The sequence below is a fragment of the Kribbella sp. NPDC051137 genome (assembly GCF_040682535.1).
Taxonomy (GTDB): domain Bacteria; phylum Actinomycetota; class Actinomycetes; order Propionibacteriales; family Kribbellaceae; genus Kribbella; species Kribbella karoonensis.
In genome coordinates, this window is record NZ_JBFBBI010000003.1 from 826,212 (window position 1) to 843,555 (window position 17,344).

Sequence of the window (17,344 nt, forward strand, 5' to 3'; positions counted from 1 at the left end):
CCGGTCAACCGTCGTACCATCTCTGCATGCCGAAGGATCCGGTCACCCGGAACGACGTCGCGGAGTACGCCGGCGTGAGCACCGCCGTGGTCAGCTACGTCGTGAACGAGGGCCCGCGGAAGGTCGCGCCCGAGACCCGGGACCGGGTGCTGGAGGCGATCCGCGCGCTCGGCTACCGGCCGAACGCGACTGCCCGGGCGCTCCGGATGGGCACCACGCGGACGTTCGGGCTGATCACGCCGGACGGCGGCAACCCGCTGTTCGCGGAGCTCGCGAAGGCGATCGACCGCGAGGCGGCGGCGCGCGGGTACGTCGTACTGCAGACCAGCGCCGACGGGGACCCGGAGACCGAGAACGCGAAGATCGCCGAACTGCTCACCCGCCAGGTCAGCGGCCTGATCCTGGTGGCGCCGACCGAGGACCCGGACCTGCGGGACGTCGAGGTCCCGGTGATCGCGGTGAACCGCCGGCTGCCGGCGGTCAGCTCGGTGCGGCCCGCGTACCTCGACGGAGCCCGGCTCGGAGTCGAGCACCTGATCTCGCACGGCCACCGGCGGATCGGCCTGGTGATCGGCGGCGCCGGGCATCCCGAACGCGAACTCGGCTGGCGCACCGCGCTGGCGACCGCGGCGCTGCCGGAAGGACCGGTCGTCCGCGCCCCGTTCTCCCGCGAAGGCGGGTACTGGGCGGGGCGGGTCCTGCTCCGCCACGAGCCGACCGCGATCTTCGCGAGCTCCGACCTGCAGGCGATCGGCGTCCTGCGGGCGCTGCACGAGGCGGGGGCGGACGTCCCCGGGGACGTCGCGGTGGTGGCGTTCGACGGTACGCCGGAAACGGAGTACACCTGGCCGCCGCTGACCGTCGTACGGCAGCCGGTCGAAGCCCTCGCCCGGGAGGCGGTCCGGCGGCTGATCGAGGGTGAGGAGTCGGTCGAGGCCCTGACCGTCCCGACCGACCTGGTCCGCCGGAGGTCCTGCGGCTGCTAGAGGGTGCCGACGTCCTCGAAGATCAGCGCGGTGCGGGTCGCGAGGACTTCGGGGATGGCTTGAAGTTTCTCCAGGACGAGGCGGCGTAGGCCTTCGTTGTCGGCCGCGCGGACCAGCAGGATCGCGTCGAAGTCGCCGCCGACCAGCGCCATGTGCTTGATCTCCGGGATCGCCTGGAGCTGCTTGCGGAGCGTCCGCCACGAGCTCTGCCGGAGACTCAGCGTGACGTACGCCGAGGTGCCGAGGCCGAGCCGGAGCGGGTCGACGGTGACCGTGAATCCGGTGATCACGCCGGTGTTCGTGAGCCGCTCGACCCGGGCGTACGCGTTCGCGCGGGAGATGTGCACCTCGTCGGCGAGCGCCCGGATGGACAGCCGTCCGTCCCGGCCGAGGGCCTCGATGATCAGCCGATCGATCTCGTCGAGCGCCGGGGCGACGACAATCTGTCCAGGACCGGCCCGGTGGACGATCACCTCGTCGGACATCCGTACGACCTCCTGCGCGTGAACTGCGACCAAACGTCTCTCAATAATTCCAGCCATAGATCAACTTGGCCAGGAGGGACGACGATATGGCTACCGTCCGTCTCCTGCGCTGGAGGGTCCATGACCACCGTCTCGGAGCAGTTGCTCCCCTCCGCGGAACCCGTCTGTCTGATCGACCAGAACGGCGTACCGCACGAAAACCCGTCGTACGAGCTGCCGACCAGGGAGCGGCTGGTCGACGGCTACACACAGTTGGTCAAGGCCCGCCGGTTCAACGACCAGGCGAGTGCGCTGGTCCGCCAGGGACGGCTGGCGGTCTACCCGTCGTCGTACGGGCAGGAGGCCTGCCAGATCGCCGCCACGATGGTGCTCCGCGAGGACGACTGGCTGTTCCCGACGTACCGCGACTCGGCCGCGATCATGAGCCGCGGCGTCGACCCGATCGAGACGCTGACGCTGCTCCGCGGCGACTGGCACTCGGGCTACGACCCGTACGAGCACAAGGTCGCGCCGCAGTCGACCCCGCTCGCGACCCAGCTCCCGCACGCGGTCGGGGTCGCGCACGCGGCCCGGCTGAAGGGTGAGGACACCGTCGTGATGGCGCTGGTCGGCGACGGGGGCACCAGCGAGGGCGACTTCCACGAGGCGCTCAACTTCGCGGCGGTGTTCCGGGCGCCGGTGGTGTTCTTCGTCCAGAACAACGAGTACGCGATCTCGGTGCCGCTCGCCAGGCAGAGCGCCGCGCCGTCGCTCGCGCACAAGGGAATCGGGTACGGCATTCCTGGCGAACGGGCCGATGGCAACGATCTGGCCGGGCTGCTCGCGGTGCTCGGAAAAGCCGTGGAGAAAGCGCGTTCCGGTGAAGGGCCGCAGTTGATCGAGGCGCACACGTACCGGGTCCAGGCGCACACGAACGCCGACGACGCGACCCGGTACCGGGAGGACGCCGAGGTCGCGCCGTGGCTCGACCGCGACCCGATCGACCGGCTGACGACGTACCTGTCGCAGAACGGCGGACTGGACGACGAGGTACGGCGGGGCGCGGAGGAAACGCTGTACGAATTTCCGAACAGCTGCGTTCCGGGCTGATGCCGGAGCCCGAGGTGGAGCCGGCCGAGCTGTTCGCCTACCTGTACGCCGAGCAGACGCAGCAGCTGCGCGAGCAGGCCGCTTTCCTGCACGACGAGCTGGCCCGAGAGGAGGCCTGACGATGACGCACACGAAGATCTCGATGGCGCAGGCGCTCAACCAGGCGCTCCGCGACGCGATGGCCGCCGACGACACCGTGGTGATGTTCGGCGAGGACGTCGGCGCGCTCGGCGGCGTGTTCCGGATCACCGACGGGCTGACCGCGGAGTTCGGCGAGAACCGCTGTTTCGACACTCCGCTGGCCGAGGCCGGCATCGTCGGGACGGCGGTCGGGATGGCGATGAACGGGATGCGCCCGGTGGTCGAGATGCAGTTCGACGCGTTCGGGTACCCGGCGTTCGAGCAGGTCGTCTCGCACGTCGCGAAGATGCGCAACCGGACCCGTGGGAAGGTCACGCTGCCGATGGTGATCCGGATTCCGTACGGCGGCGGGATCGGCGGCGTCGAGCACCACAGCGATTCGTCGGAGAGCTACTTCGCGCACACTCCGGGGCTCACCGTGGTGACTCCGGCGACGGTCGCGGACGCCTACGGGTTGTTGCGCAAGGCAATCGAGTTCCCCGATCCGGTCGTGTTCATGGAGCCGAAGAAGCTCTACTGGGCGAAGGAGGAGGTCGATCTCACCGAGGCGGTGCCGGCTATCGGGCGAGCGTCCGTACGGCGGGAAGGCGCGGACGCGACGCTGATCGCGTACGGGCCGGCGGTGCCGGTCGCGCTGGAGGCCGCGGAGGTCGCGGCGGCGGAGGGACGACAGCTGACCGTGGTGGACCTGCGATCGGTGGTGCCGTTCGACGAGGAGACTGTGTGCGCGGCAGTACGGCGTACCGGGCGGGCCGTTGTGGTCGCGGAGGCCAGCGGGTTCGCGAGCGTGTCGTCGGAGATCGTTGCCCGGGTCACCGAGAAGTGCTTCCACTCGCTGGCCGCGCCGGTGCGGCGGGTGACCGCGTTCGACATTCCGTTCCCGCCGCCGAAGCTGGAGAAGTACCAGCTGCCGAGTGTGGACCGGATCCTCGACGCGGTCGACGACCTGCAGTGGGAGGATTCGTGAACACGTTCCTGCTCCCCGACCTCGGTGAAGGGCTGACCGAGGCGGAGATCGTGCGCTGGCTGGTGAAGGTCGGCGATGTGGTCGCCGTCGACACGCCGATCGCCGAGGTCGAGACGGCCAAGTCGATCGTCGAGCTGCCGTCGCCGTACGCCGGGGTGATCGAGGAGTTGCACGGTGAGCCGGGCACGACGGTCCCGGTCGGGCGGCCGCTGATAACGGTCGGGGACGCCGCGGGGGCGGCGTACCGCGAGGAGGAGCGGGCCGGGTCGGGGAACGTCCTGGTCGGCTACGGGACGGTCGAGTCGGACGGCGCGGGACGCCGTCGGAAACCTCGGGTTTCCGGAGTTTCCGGCGTTTCGGAAAACGTTTCTCCGGCGCGGGTGCCGTTGGTGATTTCGCCGCTCGTGCGGCGGATGGCGCGGGACGCCGGGATCGATCTCCACGAGTTGACCGGGTCGGGTCCGGACGGACTGATTGTCCGCCGCGACGTGGAACACGCGATCGCGTTCCGTACCCGACCTGAGCCTGTCGCGCAGCCGGCTCGTGAGGACCGGACCGGTCTCGACGAGTTGCGCCGTACGCCGATGAGTGGGTTCCGCAAGGCGGTCGTCGCGACGTTGACGCGGAGCCGCGCGGAGATTCCCGAGGCGACCACCTGGGTCGACGTGGACGCGACCGCACTCGTCGAGCTCCGCGCATCGTTGCGGACGGCAACGGACCCGGGGCCGGGTCTACTCGCGTTGATGGCCCGCTTCGTGGTCGCCGGGCTGCTCAAGTACCCGGAGCTCAACGGGTACGTCGACACCGCACGCGAGGAACTCGTCCAGTACGACGGGGTGAACCTCGGGCTGGCAGCGCAGACGGACCGCGGCCTCGTCGTACCGGCGGTCGGGAACGCCCACACGTTGACGACCCGTGGGCTGGACGCGGAGATCCGCCGGCTGACCACGTCCGCGCGGGACGGGCGGCTGACCCAGCAGGAGCTGACGTCCGGGACGTTCACGCTGAACAACTACGGCAGCTTCGGTGTGGACGGCAGCGCGGCGATCATCAACCATCCGCAGGTCGCGATCCTCGGCGTCGGCCGGATCATCGACCGGCCGTGGGTGGTCGACGGCGAGATCGCGGTCCGCAAGCTGACCCAGCTGTCGCTCGTCTTCGACCACCGCGTCTGCGACGGCGGCACCGCGGCGGCCTTCCTCCGCTTCGTCGCCGACGCGTTCGAGAACCCGGCGTCCGCGTTCGCGGATCTCTAATGTCCTGACCCGGGCACTAGAAGATCTGCCGCGGCCGGAGGCCGACCAGGATCACCCGGAGCCCGGAGGCGAAACGAGCCTCCGGGCCGGCAGCGCTCTCGCGGTTCAGGTACGCCGCCAAGTGGCCGGCGTCGACACCCATCCGGTCCGCCGACTTCGACGCCCAGCGCAGTTCGCTGAGACCGCTGCGGCGTACCACCGAGAGCCACGCCGAGTCCGCGACGGCTGAGCCGATCAGGTAGTGGATGACGGCGGACACCGCCGAGTCCAAGTGCGTGCCTTTGAAGCCGGCCGCGGCCAAGATGCCTTGTACGCGGTCGGTGAGAGCCTGGTAGTTCGGCCCGAGCCCGGCGTGGGTCGGAAGGAGTCGCGCGGCCCACGGGTGCTCCCACAAGGCCCGGTACGCCGCCGTCAGGACGCCGGTCACCTGCTCGCGCCAGTCGCCCTCGGTCTCGACGAAGGCGTCGGCAAGCACGGTATCGACGATCAACTCGAGTAGATCGTCCTTGGTCGCGATCCGCCAGTACAGCGCGGACGTCGCCGCGGTGCCGAGCTCGGCCGCCATCACCCGCATCGAGAACGTGTCCAGCCCGTCCCGGTCCAGCACCCGGATCGCCGCCGCGACGATGTCCTCCCGGCTCAGCCGGCTCCGCGTCGGCTCGGGCTCGTCCCGCAACCACACCGATCCGAGCGCCGTCCGTCGATCTGCCTCACGCACTGAAACAGTGTGTCACAACCGAGAACACCGTTTCACAACCAAAGTCGGGCAGCCCGCGACCTCCGTACGACGACCTGCGCGCCGTACCGGCGAAGACTCGAAGACATGACGATCAACCGCGCTCAGTTCCTCGCTCTCGGGGCAGCCGCAGCTACGGCGGCGACGGTGACACCAGCCACCGCCGCGCCCTATCGGCTCACGCTCAAGGGCGTCGCTTACGACACCGGTGGCGGTCCCGACGACAGCCGTGCGCGCTGGCGGCACAGCCTGATGCGCGGCGAGATCCACGCTGTTCGGCACCGGCTGCACGCGAACTGGGTCAGCATCTACGGCAGCGACGTACGCCGGCTGATCGAGACCGCGACCGCTGCGCTCGAGGAAGGGCTGACGGTGTCGATCCAGCCGCGGTCGTTCGACGAGCCGCAGCCGGCGGAGCTGGAGAAGCTTCGGCAGGTCGCGGTCGCGGCGGAGCAGTTGCGCCACCGCTACGACCGGGAGGTGATCCTGGTCGTCGGGTGCGAGTTCATGCTGTTCACGCCGGGGATCGTGCCGGGCGCGAGCTTCTTCGAGCGGGTCGAGTACCTCTCCGGAGGCGGGTACGACATGGCCGAGCTCCAACGGAAGTTCCGCGCCTTCACGGCCCGCATGGTGAAGGTTGCCCGCAGCAACTTCCGGGGGCGGGTGACGTACGGCGCGGCGTCGGATCTCGAGCAGGTGGACTGGTCGGTCTTCGACATCGTCGGGCTGGACTACTACTCGTACCACCCGGACCGTGCCGGCCACGCGAAGGAGCTGGCCCCGTTCCGGCGGTGGCGCAAGCCGATCCTGATCCTGGAGTTCGGCTGCTGCACGTTCACCGGCGCGGCGAAGCTGGGCGGGATGGGATGGGACATCGTCGACTACAGCGGCGACGTCCCGGTCATCCCGCCGCAATACGTCCGCAACGAACAGGAGCAGGCGGACCACCTGACCGACATGCTGCAGGTCTTCACGGAGCAGGGCTTCCTGGGTGCGTCGCCGTACACGTTCATCTCACCCGATGCACCGCACCGCCCACACGACCGTCCCCACGACGAGGACATGGCCGCCTTCAGCCTCTGCAAGGTCCTCCGCTACGAAGACCAGAACCCGGCGTCCCCGTACCACTGGCTCCCGAAGAAGTCGTTCCACGCGGTGTCACGGCAGTATGCGGCGTCCTAGGGTGATCAGTGGCTTCCTTCAAGGACTAGGGCGGGGCCGTGGCTGGTGCGGTCCAGCAGGCCGGAGATGAGGGCGACAAGCAGACCGGCGACGGCGAGCGCAGCGCCGACCCAATTGGGTGCTGTGTAGCCGAGGCCGCGCTCGATGGTGAGGCCGCCGAGGTATGCGCCTACTGCGTTGCCCAGGTTGAAGGCGGCGATGTTGGCCGCGGACGCCAGCGCGGGAGCACCTTGCGCCTTGTCCATGACGCGTTTCTGGAGCGGGGCGACCGTGGCGAAGCCGGCTGCGCCGAAGAGCGCGATTGTGATCGCAGAGGGGACCTTGGCGTGTGCAGTGAAGACAAACACCACCAGTACTCCGGCCAGCACGGTAAGGATCAGGTACAGGCTCGGCATGAGCGACCGGTCCGCGGCCTTACCGCCGAGCAGGTTGCCTACAACGAGACCGCCGCCGAACAGCACCAGCAACCAGGTCACCGCACTCGCAGAAAAGCCTGCGACCTCGGTCATCATCGGCGCGATGTAGGTGAACGACGCGAACACACCCGCGAAGCCCAGGGCAGTCATAGCGAGCGCCAGCCACACCTGCAGGCTCTTGAACACCGCCAGCTCGCTCTTCAGACCAGGGCCTTCAGCAGAGCCCTGCCGCGGTACCAGGAACACAATGCCCAGCAGGCCGACCACACCGAGCGCGGTGACCGCCCAGAACGTCGACCGCCACCCGAACTGCTGCCCGAGCGCGGTCCCACCCGGTACGCCGAGCACGTTGGCGATCGTCAGCCCGGTGAACATCAGCGCGATCGCACTCGCCTGCTTCGCCTTCGGTACCAGCGAAGCGGCCACGACCGATCCGACACCGAAGAACGCTCCGTGGGAAAGCGCCGCAACGATCCGCCCGGTCATCAGCACGCCGTACGACGGAGCGACCGCGGAGAGCAGGTTGCCCGCGATGAAGACGCCCATCAGCGCGATCAGCACGGTCTTGCGGGAGACCTTGGAGCCGATCGCGGTGAGCAGCGGGGCGCCGACCACGACGCCCAGCGCGTAGCCGGAGATGAGCAGTCCGGCGGACGGGATGCTGACGCCGAAGTCGGTGGCGACCTCGGGGAGCAGCCCCATGATGACGAACTCGGTGGTGCCGATCCCGAAAGCGCCGATGGCGAGCGCGAGGAGGGCCGCGGGCATGGGTTCTTGTCTCCCTCGAATGTAGTCTTACGACTGTTACCGGCGTGCGCGATAGTTGCACACGCGGGCTATTGCATAAGCGCTATGATTGCGCATGCAAGCGTGATGTTCAAGTGGAGGTTGTCGTGGGACTACCGGATGACGCCGCGGAGGCGCGGGCGCAGGGGTGGCGAACCCTGGCTGCGCTGCATGCCCGGATCGAGGACGAGCTCGAGCGCGCGCTGCAGAAGGAGCACGGCCTGTCCGTGAGCGAGTACAGCGTGCTCGACGTGCTGGCGCGGCAGGACGACTATCACCTGCGGATGAACCAGCTCTCGAACGCAGTAGTGCTCAGCCAGTCCGCTACTACCCGCCTGGTGAACCGCCTGGAGGACCGCAAGCTGCTGCAGCGGTACCTGTGCCCGACGGACCGGCGCGGTATCTACACGGAGGTCACCGAGGCCGGTCGGGCGCTGCTCGACCAGGCCCAGCCGACACATGACGCCGTACTGACGTCTGCGCTGTCGAACGCCGCCGAGCTACCTGAGCTGTCCCCGCTGGTGCGTGCGCTGGGGAAGCTCCCGCTGACGGTGTGACGTGGCCGCCCGCAAGTACGACAACCGCAAGCTGTACGTCCTGTTGATGGGCAGCTGTGCCACGTTGATCATCCTGGCCTGGTTCGTCGTCCGGCTGTTCTCGATCCCGGCGGCCGTCGCGATGAGTGCGGTCGCCGCGGTGCTGCCGCCGGCCGCCGTGATCGTCGCGAACTGGGGTCAGGACAAGCGCTGATCCGGATTCCCGGGCGTCGGGTCGAGGTACAGATGCCGGATGCTCGGGTGCTTCCGGCGTACCTCGACGTCGATCTTCTCGGCGAGTTGCTCGATCGCGGCGCCGGTCGTCCCGGAGTCGACCAGGTCGACGGTCGCGACGACCAGCACCTGGTCCGGGGCGAGCTGCAGGCTGAGCAGTTCGAGGACGTCGACGATGCCGGGCTCGGCGCTGATGATCGTGCGGACGTCGCGCTGGACGTCGGCCGGTAGCGCACGCCCGATCAGCATCGCCTTGTTGTCGCGGCCGAGGACGAACGCGACGACGATCAGCAGTACGCCGATCGCGATCGAGGCGGCGGCGTCCCAGACGTGCTGGCCGGTGACGACCGCGAGCGTCACGCCGACGGCGGCGAGCAGCAGACCGATCATCGCCGCGGTGTCCTCGAAGGCCACGGTCTTCACCGCCGGCTCCGCGATCCGGAGCTGCTGCAGCAGCGGTACGCCGGCCGCGCGGGCTTCCCGCCGGAGCTGGAGAACCGCGCGCCACCAGGACGATCCCTCGAACACGAACGAGATCCCGAGCACCGGGTAGATCACCGCGAGTGCCGCGATCGGCTCGGGCGCGAAGATCGATCGCAGGCCTTCGGTGATCGAGAAGCCGGCTCCGAGTACGAAGATGCCGACGGCGGCGAGCAGCGCCCAGAAGTACCGTTCCATCCCGTAGCCGAAGGGATGCCGCGCGTCGGCCGGCTTGCGGCTGCGGTGCAGCGCGGTCAGCAGGAAGACCTGGTTGAGCGTGTCCGCGACCGAGTGTGCCGCCTCCGCGAGCAATGCGGTCGATCCGGACAGCAGGCCGGCGACGACCTTGGCGATGGCGATCGCCAGGTTCGCTGTACCCGCCAGCAGGACTGTGCCGTCCGACTCTTCGTCAGCCATCCCCTCCGCGTGCCCGCAGCCCGCCGGACCGAAACAGGACGTCGATGAAAGCCGCGGCCAGTGGGTCAGGGGTGCTGCGCGTGTACGCCGTGAGCGTGCGGCGCACGGGTGGGTCCGTGCGGAGGACGTGGCCGTCGAAGTCCTTCGGGAGGATGTTGTCCGGTACCAAGGCGGGGCCCAGCCCGGCCGCGGCGAGTGCGGGCGCTGCCGCTGTCTGCTCTGTGCGTACGGCGATGCGTGGTTCGAACCCGGCTTGTGCGCAAGCGTTGTCGAGGACGTCCGCGAGTCCGTGTCCCGGCGCGTAGTGCACCCAGGAACGGTCCGCGAGATCCTGCAGCTTGACTGTGCTCCCGGTCGCGGCCGGGTCGTCGGCGGCGACCACGACGACCAGCTCCTCGGTGCCGAGTACGTGCGTGACGCCCGGCCAGTTCGCGGGCTCGGGTCCGACCGCGAGGTCGGCCTGGCCGGCGTGCATCGCGTCGACGAGCTCCTCGGTATGGCGGTGCTCGAAGAGCCGGATGCCGACGTTCGGACGAGTCTGACGCCAGCGGCGGAGCGCCGCGGGGAGCACGCCGAGCGTGATCGAGTAGAGCGTCGCGATCTGCAGCTCGCCGACTTCGAGGCCCGCGGCCTGCCGGGCGGCGCATCGGGCTCGCTCCGCGTCGGCCAGCGCCGCGCGGGCGTGCGGGAGCATCGCGCGGCCGGTCGGGGTGAGACGGACGCTGCGCGGCAGTCGTTCGAGCAGCGGGCCGCCCGCGGAGCGTTCGAGCGCGCGGATCTGGTGGGAGAGCGCGGGCTGCGTCACGTGCAGGAGCTCGGCGGCCTTGGTGAACGACCCTTCGCCGATCACAGTGACGAAGTACTCGAGCTGCCGCAGAGTTGTCATGAACTGAGCTTATGGGTTCGGTGAAAACTATGCCTTGGATTTATCTCCGCAGCTCAGCGAGGCTGTCGGTATGGAGAACGTTGCGTTGGTGGTCGGAGCCCGGGGAGTGATCGGGACGAATCTGGTCGAGCATCTGGCGTCGCTGCCGGACTGGCGGGTGGTCGGGCTGTCGCGGCGCGGCGGCACCGACGTACCCGGACGGGTTCGGCAGGTCGCGGTGGACCTGCTCGATCCGGACGACACCCGCGAGAAGCTGGCGGGGCTGTCCGACGTGACGCACGTGTTCTACGTCGCCTACCAGGACCGGCCGACGTGGGCAGAACTCGTGCCGCCGAACCTGGCGATGCTGGTCAACGTCGTGGACGCGATCGAGCCCGTCGCGCACGGGTTGCGGCACGTCAGCCTGATGCAGGGGTACAAGGTGTACGGCGCGCACCTCGGCCCGTTCAAGACGCCTGCCCGGGAGGACGATCCGCCGCATCTGCCGCCTGAGTTCAACGTCGACCAGCAGCAGTTCCTGACGGCGCGCCAGCAGGGGAAGTCCTGGACGTGGTCCGCGCTGCGGCCTTCCGTGGTTGGCGGTTCGGCGCTCGGGAATCCGATGAACCTCGCGGTCGCGATCGCCGTCTACGCCTCGCTCTCGAAGGAACTCGGCGTACCGCTGCGGTTTCCGGGCAAGCCGGGGGCGTACCACTCGCTGCTGGAGCTGACCGACGCCGGATTGTTGGCCAAGGCAACGGTATGGGCGGCGACCGCGCCGGCCGCGGCGAACCAGGCGTTCAACATCACGAACGGCGATCTGTTCCGGTGGAGCGAGTTGTGGCCGAAGCTCGGCGCGTGGTTCGGGATGGAGGTCGCGCCGCCGCTGCAGATGTCGTTGCAGGACGCGATGGCGGACAAGGAGCCGGCCTGGAAACAGCTGCAGGCGACGCACGGCCTGGCCGCGACGTCGTTCGCCGAGGTGTCCTCGTGGCCGTTCGCGGACTTCGTGTTCGGGTGGGACTACGACTTCTTCGCGGACGCCTCGAAGTCGCGACGGGCCGGCTTCCACGAGTACGTCGACACCGAGCAGATGTTCTACCGGATCTTCGCCGACCTCCGGCGGCAGCGCGTCATTCCGTGAATGTGGCATGCTCCGGGCTGTGACTGCGATGGGTGCGGGAAAGCTGCTCGGGACGAACCTTCGGGCGCGGCGGGACGAGCAGGGCATCTCGCTGTCCGAGCTGGCCCGGCGGTCCGGGATCGCGAAGGGCACGCTGTCCCAGTTGGAGTCCGGAGCGGGGAACCCGACGATCGAAACAGTGTTCAGTTTGTCGAACGCTCTCGGCATCCCGGTGTCGGCGTTGCTGGCCGAGTCGCCGGCCTCCGGCGTGGTCCTGGTGCGGTCCGCGGACGTCGACGTACTGTCCGGCGACGCCATCGACCTGCGGATGCTCCGGCGGCTGGAGCACCCGGGCGGGCTGTTCGAGATCTACCACCAGGAGATCCGCCCTGGCGCGGTTCAGCACTCGGACGGGCATCCGGGCACCGAGCACCACGTCGTACTGTCGGGATGCCTACGCATCAACACCCATGGGCAGAACGCGGAACTCGGGCCGGGGGACTACCTCGCGTTCCGGGCGGCCGGGGAGCATTCGTACGAGGCCGTGGACGGCCCGGTGCGGTCGGTGCTGCTGCTCGAGTACCCGCCCGACGTGTACCCGGCGGCCGGTGGCGGGCCGCATCTGCCGGGATAGTTCCGGAAAAGGTCCGGGAGAAGTCCGGTTGGGTGCATTGACCGGTCGTCGAGACCGCGCGTAATCTCGGTATCGTTCATTTTAGCGAACGCACAGCCGAGGAGGCCGTCATGCACCGGTCCGCGACACCCGACGTGGTGGTGGTCGGCGCGGGCATGGTCGGGGCCGCGTGCGCGGAGGCGCTGTCGGCGGCCGGTGTGCGGGTGCTGGTGATCGACCGCGACGGGCCGGCCGCGGGGACGACGTCGGCGGGTGAGGGCAACGTGCTGGTCTCGGACAAGGAGCCGGGCCCGGAGCTCGAGCTGGCGGTCGCGTCGCGTGCGGAGTGGGACGTGGTGCGCGACCGGCTGTCGGCGCGGGTGGCGGACGTGGAGTGGGAGGCGAAGGGCGGCGTCGTGGTGGCGACGGGCGACCCTGAGCCGCTGACCGCGTTCGCCGCGAAGCAGCGCGAGGCCGGGGTCGACGCGCGCGTGATCACGCGCGCGGAGGTCTTCGAGCTCGAGCCGCTGCTCACCCCGCGGGTGACGATCGGGGTGCACTATCCGGACGACGCGCAGGTGCAGCCGGTGCTGGCGGCGACCGCGTTCCTGACGGCGGTCCGCGAGCGCGGCGGCGAGGTGCGATCGGGGGTCACCGCGCTCGGGATCCGGCAGTCGCGCGGCCGGGTCGTCGGCGTCGAGACGTCGGACGGCGACATCGCCTGCGGCGCGGTGCTGAACGCCTGCGGTCCGTGGTCGGGCGCGTTCAGCGCGGCGGCCGGCGCGCGGATCGAGGTGCTGCCGCGCCGCGGGATGATCCTCGTGACGGCGCCGCTGCCCGAGTGCGTGCGGCACAAGGTGTACGACGCGGACTATGTCGGCGCGGTCGGCAGCGGGGACGCGGAGTTGCAGACGTCGACCGTGGTCGAGTCGACGCGGGCCGGGACGGTGTTGATCGGTTCCAGCCGGGAGCGCATCGGGTTCGACGAGACGATCCGGGTGCGGGTGCTGCGGGAGCTGGCTCGGAAGGCCGTGGGGCTGTTCCCGTTCCTGGGCGACGTGCAGGTGATGCGCGCGTACGGCGGGTTCCGTCCGTACGCGCCGGATCATCTGCCGGTGATCGGGGAGGACCCGCGGGTGCACGGTCTGTGGCATGCGACCGGTCACGAAGGCGCCGGCATCGGGCTGGCGCCGGCGACCGGGCGGTTGATCACGGAGCAGTTCCTCGGGCTCGTTCCACATCTCGACCCGGCACCGTTCCGGGTGGACCGCCCGGCGGTGGTCGCGGCATGACCGCCTATCAACGCCCACGCGCAGGGGACCCGGCCGAGGTCGGTACGCCGCCCACGTTCGAGGTCACCGTCGACGGTCAGCCGGTGACGGCGCAGGCCGGTCAGACCGTGGCCGCCGTACTGATGGCGAACGGCCACGACACCTGGCGGACCACCCGGATCCACAACCGTCCACGCGGGGTCTTCTGCGGCATCGGCGCCTGCCAGGACTGTCTCGTCACCCTCAACAACACCGCCGACACCCGAGCCTGCCAACGCACCATCACCCCAGGCGACACCATCACCACCCAGCCACTCACCCTCCTACCCACCCCTGGCACCACCACCCCTGGCACCACCACGAGTGCCGGCGCCGGCTCGCAGGACCCAGTGGGCGCTGGGGTGCGGGAGGTTGTGGTGGTGGGGGCTGGTCCGGCGGGGGTTGCTGCTGCGCTTGCGGCTGCGGATGGTGGGGCGGAGGTGCTGCTGGTCGACAACGGGCGGGCTGTCGGTGGACAGTACAACCGGCAGTTGCCGGAGGAGTTCGCCGCGCGGCGGCCGGATCGGTTGCAGCACGAGTGGAAGGCGTTCGCGGCGCAGCGGGACCGGCTCCTCGGCCATCCGCGGATCGCGTACCTGCCGGAGACCTCGATCTGGGCTCTGGAAGGACTCCGCCTCTGGGCTCAGACCGGCCCGGCAGACGCACCCGGCCGGCAGCCGTTCGCCATCGACGCGAAGGCCGTCGTGCTCGCGACCGGTGCCTACGATCGTGTGCTTCCGTTCCCTGGTTGGGATCTCCCGGGCGTCTACACCGCGGGCGCCGCCCAAGCCCTCGCCAAGGGGCAGCGCATCGCCGTCGGCCACCGGGTGCTCGTCGCGGGCACCGGCCCGTTCCTGCTGCCGGTGGCCGAGTCTCTGCTCGGTGTCGGTGCGCAGGTGCTCGCACTCCTCGAAGCCAACACGCTGAAGACCGTCCGCGCCGGCTGGTCCACCGACGTATTAGTTGCCCCGAGCAAACTCAGGGAAGCGGCCGGGTACGGCGCGTTGCTCGCCCGGCACCGGGTCCCGCTCCGGCACGGCTGGACGGTGCTCGCCGCGCACGGTTCCGACCACGTCGAGGCCGCCACGATCGCCCGCCTGGACGAGAACTGGCGCCCGCTGCGCGGGACCGAACGCCAGGTCGACGTCGACGCGATCTGCCTCGGCTTCGGCTTCACCGCCAACCTGGAGCTGGCGGTGTCCGCCCGCTGCGCCCTGGGCACCGGCCCCGACGGCGGCCCGGCCGTCTCCGTGGACGCCAACCAGCAGACGACCACCGCCGGGCACTTCGCCGCCGGAGAGCTCACCGGCATCGGCGGTGCCGCGCTCTCCGCCGCGGAAGGTGCTGTCGCCGGTGCCGCGGCCGCCCGCCACGCACGGTCCGCAGCTCAACCGCCGCTACGCACCACCCTGGATCCGGCCGTCGCCAAGGGCCGCCGGTTCGCGGCCGCACTCGCCAAGGCGTATCCGGTCCGCGACGGTTGGAAGACCTGGAGTACGGCGGAAACGCTCGTCTGCCGGTGCGAGGAGGTGACCCGCGGCGAGCTCGAGGCCGCCGCGGACGATCGCGGCCTGCAGGACGGCCGCGCGATGAAGCTCAGTAGTCGCGCCGGGCTCGGTCTGTGCCAGGGGCGGGTGTGCTCGCGCACCGTCGCCGCACTGCTCGCCGGCCCGGGCGACCTACCGAAGCCGAGCATGAAACGACCGATCGCCGTACCGGTACGGCTGCGGGATCTGGCCGCCGCCGAGGTCGCCCAGCCGGCAGTAACAGCCGAGCCGGCAGGAACAGCCGAGTCAGCAGAAACGATGGAGGAACAATGACCGAGAAGCTGGACGGCGTGATCGTCGCGACCGCCCTGCCGTACGCCGAGGACGCGTCGGCGCCGGCCGGGCTGCGGCCGGACCTGGACAAGTACGCCGAGCACTGCCGCTGGCTGGTGGACAACGGCTGCCGCGGCGTTGGGCCGAACGGATCCCTCGGCGAGTACTCGTCGCTCACCGACGACGAGCGTCGCGCCGTCGCGAAGACCGCGATCGAGGCGGTCGGAGACGACGGCATCGTGGTCGTCGGTGTGCACGGTGTCGGTTCGCACCAGGCGCGGGCGTGGGCGGAGAAGGCCGCCGAGGACGGTGCGCACGGCGTACTGTGCCTGCCCCCGACGATGTACCGCGCGAACCGCGGCGAGGTGATCGCGCACTTCACCGAGGTGGCGAAGGCCGGACTGCCGGTGATGGTCTACAACAACCCGCTGGACACCAAGGTCGACCTGACGCCGGACCTGCTCGCCGAGATCGCGCAGATCGAGAACGTCGTCGCGGTGAAGGAGTTCTCCGGTGACGTCCGGCGGATCCTGGAGATCCGCGAGCTGGCGCCGGATCTGGCCGTGATCGCAGGCGCCGACGACCTCACGCTGGAGGCCTTGCTGATGGGCGCGACCGGCTGGTTCGCCGGTTTCCCGAACGTCTTCCCGAAGGAATCGGTCCGGTTGTACGACCTTGCCCTCGAAGGCAAGCTGGAGGAGGCACGCGCGCTGTACGAGCCGCTGGTCGCCGCGTTCCGGTGGGACTCGCGGACCGAGTTCGTGCAGGCGATCAAGTACGGCATGGACTACGTCGGACGGTTCGGCGGACCGTGCCGGCCCCCGCGCGGGCCGTTGGTGCCCGAGCACGTCGCGCAGCTGGAGCAGGACATGAAGAAAGCAGTGGAGTCGCTGGCATGAGGTCCGTCCGGACGATCAGTGCGATCGACTCGCACACCGAGGGCATGCCGACCCGCGTCGTGACCGGCGGGGTCGGCGTCGTACCGGGTGCGACGATGGCCGAGAAGCGCGAGTACTTCATCAAGCACCTGGACGACCTGCGGTTGTTCCTGATGAACGAGCCGCGTGGTCACGCCGCGATGAGCGGAGCGATCCTGCAGCCGCCGACCCGCTCCGATGCGGACTGGGGTGTGCTGTACATCGAGGTCTCCGGCCTGCTGCCGATGTGCGGTCACGGCACGATCGGCGTCGCGACCGTGCTGGTCGAGTCCGGTATGGTCACGGTCACCGAGCCGGTCACACAGGTCCGGCTGGACACGCCCGCCGGTCTCGTCGTCGTTGACGTTGCCGTGAGCAACGGCCGGGCGGAGCACGTGACGCTGCGGAACGTCGCGTCGTACTCGCACGCGCTGGACGCCTCGGTCGACGTGGCCGGACTGGGGAAGGTCACGTACGACCTGGCGTACGGCGGGAACTTCTACGCGATCCTGCCGCTGGAGCAACTCGGCATCCCGTTCGACCGCGCCGAGAAGGACCGGATCCTGCAGGCGGGCCTGGACATCATGGACGCGATCAACGCCGCCGACCGCCCGGTGCATCCGCTCGATCCCGGGATCAACGGGTGCAAACACGTCCAGTTCACCGCGCCGGGCGAGGACGGCGCGGACTCCCGCAACGCGATGGCGATCCACCCCGGCTGGTTCGACCGGTCACCGTGCGGCACGGGTACGTCCGCCCGGATGGCGCAACTCCACGCCCGCGGCGAGCTTGCCCTCGACGCGGACTTCGTCAACGAGTCCTTCATCGGCACCCGCTTCACCGGCCGCCTGATCGAGGAAACCACGGTCGGCCCGCACCCGGCCGTCATCCCCACCGTGACCGGCCGAGCCTGGATCACCGGCACCGCGAACTACCTGCTCGACCCCGACGACCCGTTCCCCACAGGCTTCGTGTTGTAGCGCGG

General features: G+C 69.8%; 18 protein-coding genes. 13 read left to right on the forward strand and 5 right to left on the reverse strand.

Going from position 1 to position 17,344, the window contains the following annotated elements; all coding sequences use genetic code 11:
* The first annotated feature begins 26 nt into the window (after positions 1 to 26).
* A complete protein-coding gene (locus AB0M51_RS19120; RefSeq protein ID WP_344197223.1) occupies positions 27 to 986 on the forward strand; it encodes a LacI family DNA-binding transcriptional regulator in 960 nt (319 codons plus the stop codon).
* On the opposite strand, the gene AB0M51_RS19125 is transcribed toward AB0M51_RS19120, so the two are convergent.
* On the reverse strand, positions 983 to 1,471 hold the full coding sequence (locus AB0M51_RS19125; RefSeq protein WP_344197225.1) for an Lrp/AsnC family transcriptional regulator: 489 nt from the start codon (positions 1,469 to 1,471) through the stop codon (positions 983 to 985). The two genes, AB0M51_RS19120 and AB0M51_RS19125, sit on opposite strands and share 4 nt — an antisense overlap.
* Before the next feature lie 120 nt (positions 1,472 to 1,591).
* Between AB0M51_RS19125 and AB0M51_RS19130 the strand changes: the two genes are divergently transcribed.
* From AB0M51_RS19130 to AB0M51_RS19140, 3 genes are all read left to right on the forward strand, one after another.
* Positions 1,592 to 2,560 carry a thiamine pyrophosphate-dependent enzyme gene (locus AB0M51_RS19130; protein WP_363749700.1) on the forward strand — a complete coding sequence of 323 codons (969 nt, stop codon included), beginning with the start codon at positions 1,592 to 1,594 and terminating at the stop codon, positions 2,558 to 2,560.
* A gap of 121 nt (positions 2,561 to 2,681) precedes the next feature.
* Positions 2,682 to 3,668, forward strand: a complete 987-nt coding sequence (locus AB0M51_RS19135) for an alpha-ketoacid dehydrogenase subunit beta (RefSeq protein ID WP_344197229.1) — start codon at positions 2,682 to 2,684, stop codon at positions 3,666 to 3,668.
* Positions 3,665 to 4,924 (forward strand): dihydrolipoamide acetyltransferase family protein, encoded by a 1,260-nt coding sequence (locus tag AB0M51_RS19140; protein ID WP_344197231.1) that lies wholly within the window; start codon positions 3,665 to 3,667, stop codon positions 4,922 to 4,924. The genes AB0M51_RS19135 and AB0M51_RS19140 overlap by 4 nt, the downstream gene beginning before the upstream one ends.
* Before the next feature lie 16 nt (positions 4,925 to 4,940).
* Here AB0M51_RS19140 and AB0M51_RS19145 read toward each other — a convergent pair whose 3' ends face one another.
* Complete coding sequence (locus AB0M51_RS19145) at positions 4,941 to 5,642, reverse strand: TetR/AcrR family transcriptional regulator (protein ID WP_344197233.1); 702 nt, start codon at positions 5,640 to 5,642, stop codon at positions 4,941 to 4,943.
* A 105-nt stretch (positions 5,643 to 5,747) separates the two neighbouring features.
* Between AB0M51_RS19145 and AB0M51_RS19150 the strand changes: the two genes are divergently transcribed.
* On the forward strand, positions 5,748 to 6,842 hold the full coding sequence (locus tag AB0M51_RS19150) for a hypothetical protein (protein ID WP_344197235.1): 1,095 nt from the start codon (positions 5,748 to 5,750) through the stop codon (positions 6,840 to 6,842).
* A 5-nt stretch (positions 6,843 to 6,847) separates the two neighbouring features.
* Here the strand turns inward: AB0M51_RS19150 and AB0M51_RS19155 are convergent, their stop codons facing one another.
* Entirely contained in the window at positions 6,848 to 8,026 is a 1,179-nt protein-coding gene (locus AB0M51_RS19155; RefSeq protein WP_344197237.1) for an MFS transporter, read from the reverse strand.
* Positions 8,027 to 8,151: 125 nt separating this feature from the next.
* On the opposite strand from AB0M51_RS19155, the gene AB0M51_RS19160 reads away from it, so the two are divergent.
* Both AB0M51_RS19160 and AB0M51_RS19165 read left to right on the forward strand, forming a co-directional pair.
* A complete protein-coding gene (locus AB0M51_RS19160) occupies positions 8,152 to 8,601 on the forward strand; it encodes a MarR family transcriptional regulator (protein ID WP_344197239.1) in 450 nt (149 codons plus the stop codon).
* A gap of 1 nt (position 8,602) precedes the next feature.
* The gene (locus tag AB0M51_RS19165; RefSeq protein WP_344197241.1) at positions 8,603 to 8,794 is read left to right on the forward strand and encodes a DUF3099 domain-containing protein; all 192 of its coding nucleotides are present in this window, start codon (positions 8,603 to 8,605) and stop codon (positions 8,792 to 8,794) included.
* Here the strand turns inward: AB0M51_RS19165 and AB0M51_RS19170 are convergent.
* Entirely contained in the window at positions 8,779 to 9,711 is a 933-nt protein-coding gene (locus AB0M51_RS19170; protein WP_344197243.1) for a cation diffusion facilitator family transporter, read from the reverse strand. The genes AB0M51_RS19165 and AB0M51_RS19170 overlap by 16 nt on opposite strands.
* A complete protein-coding gene (locus AB0M51_RS19175) occupies positions 9,704 to 10,597 on the reverse strand; it encodes a LysR family transcriptional regulator (RefSeq protein ID WP_344197245.1) in 894 nt (297 codons plus the stop codon). The genes AB0M51_RS19170 and AB0M51_RS19175 overlap by 8 nt, the downstream gene beginning before the upstream one ends.
* 70 nt (positions 10,598 to 10,667) lie before the next feature.
* Here AB0M51_RS19175 and AB0M51_RS19180 point away from each other — a divergent pair, with 70 nt between their 5' ends.
* The 6 genes from AB0M51_RS19180 to AB0M51_RS19205 all read left to right on the forward strand — a co-directional run bounded on the left by AB0M51_RS19180 (position 10,668) and on the right by AB0M51_RS19205 (position 17,339).
* Positions 10,668 to 11,720, forward strand: a complete 1,053-nt coding sequence (locus tag AB0M51_RS19180) for an SDR family oxidoreductase (RefSeq protein WP_344197247.1) — start codon at positions 10,668 to 10,670, stop codon at positions 11,718 to 11,720.
* Positions 11,721 to 11,748: 28 nt separating this feature from the next.
* Positions 11,749 to 12,333 carry an XRE family transcriptional regulator gene (locus AB0M51_RS19185; protein ID WP_344197913.1) on the forward strand — a complete coding sequence of 195 codons (585 nt, stop codon included), beginning with the start codon at positions 11,749 to 11,751 and terminating at the stop codon, positions 12,331 to 12,333.
* A gap of 110 nt (positions 12,334 to 12,443) precedes the next feature.
* On the forward strand, positions 12,444 to 13,604 hold the full coding sequence (locus AB0M51_RS19190; protein ID WP_344197249.1) for an FAD-dependent oxidoreductase: 1,161 nt from the start codon (positions 12,444 to 12,446) through the stop codon (positions 13,602 to 13,604).
* Positions 13,601 to 15,442 carry a 2Fe-2S iron-sulfur cluster-binding protein gene (locus AB0M51_RS19195; protein WP_344197251.1) on the forward strand — a complete coding sequence of 614 codons (1,842 nt, stop codon included), beginning with the start codon at positions 13,601 to 13,603 and terminating at the stop codon, positions 15,440 to 15,442. Before AB0M51_RS19190 ends, AB0M51_RS19195 begins: the two co-directional genes overlap by 4 nt.
* Positions 15,439 to 16,341, forward strand: coding sequence for a dihydrodipicolinate synthase family protein (locus AB0M51_RS19200; RefSeq protein WP_344197253.1), 903 nt, complete (start codon positions 15,439 to 15,441; stop codon positions 16,339 to 16,341). The genes AB0M51_RS19195 and AB0M51_RS19200 overlap by 4 nt, the downstream gene beginning before the upstream one ends.
* A complete protein-coding gene (locus AB0M51_RS19205) occupies positions 16,338 to 17,339 on the forward strand; it encodes a proline racemase family protein (protein WP_344197255.1) in 1,002 nt (333 codons plus the stop codon). The genes AB0M51_RS19200 and AB0M51_RS19205 overlap by 4 nt, the downstream gene beginning before the upstream one ends.
* Positions 17,340 to 17,344: the final 5 nt, after the last annotated feature.

Bases quoted from the DNA above. Each gene is read 5' to 3' on its own strand.
- AB0M51_RS19130 (WP_363749700.1), top strand. From the start codon at position 1,592: ATGACCACCGTCTCGGAGCAGTTGCTCCCCTCCGCGGAACCCGTCTGT.
- AB0M51_RS19195 (WP_344197251.1), top strand. From the start codon at position 13,601: ATGACCGCCTATCAACGCCCACGCGCAGGGGACCCGGCCGAGGTCGGT.
- AB0M51_RS19125 (WP_344197225.1), bottom strand. From the start codon at position 1,471: ATGTCCGACGAGGTGATCGTCCACCGGGCCGGTCCTGGACAGATTGTC.
- AB0M51_RS19200 (WP_344197253.1), top strand. From the start codon at position 15,439: ATGACCGAGAAGCTGGACGGCGTGATCGTCGCGACCGCCCTGCCGTAC.
- AB0M51_RS19180 (WP_344197247.1), top strand. From the start codon at position 10,668: ATGGAGAACGTTGCGTTGGTGGTCGGAGCCCGGGGAGTGATCGGGACG.
- AB0M51_RS19135 (WP_344197229.1), top strand. From the start codon at position 2,682: ATGACGCACACGAAGATCTCGATGGCGCAGGCGCTCAACCAGGCGCTC.
- AB0M51_RS19150 (WP_344197235.1), top strand. From the start codon at position 5,748: ATGACGATCAACCGCGCTCAGTTCCTCGCTCTCGGGGCAGCCGCAGCT.
- AB0M51_RS19205 (WP_344197255.1), top strand. From the start codon at position 16,338: ATGAGGTCCGTCCGGACGATCAGTGCGATCGACTCGCACACCGAGGGC.
- AB0M51_RS19185 (WP_344197913.1), top strand. From the start codon at position 11,749: ATGGGTGCGGGAAAGCTGCTCGGGACGAACCTTCGGGCGCGGCGGGAC.
- AB0M51_RS19175 (WP_344197245.1), bottom strand. From the start codon at position 10,597: ATGACAACTCTGCGGCAGCTCGAGTACTTCGTCACTGTGATCGGCGAA.
- AB0M51_RS19155 (WP_344197237.1), bottom strand. From the start codon at position 8,026: ATGCCCGCGGCCCTCCTCGCGCTCGCCATCGGCGCTTTCGGGATCGGC.
- AB0M51_RS19120 (WP_344197223.1), top strand. From the start codon at position 27: ATGCCGAAGGATCCGGTCACCCGGAACGACGTCGCGGAGTACGCCGGC.
- AB0M51_RS19190 (WP_344197249.1), top strand. From the start codon at position 12,444: ATGCACCGGTCCGCGACACCCGACGTGGTGGTGGTCGGCGCGGGCATG.
- AB0M51_RS19170 (WP_344197243.1), bottom strand. From the start codon at position 9,711: ATGGCTGACGAAGAGTCGGACGGCACAGTCCTGCTGGCGGGTACAGCG.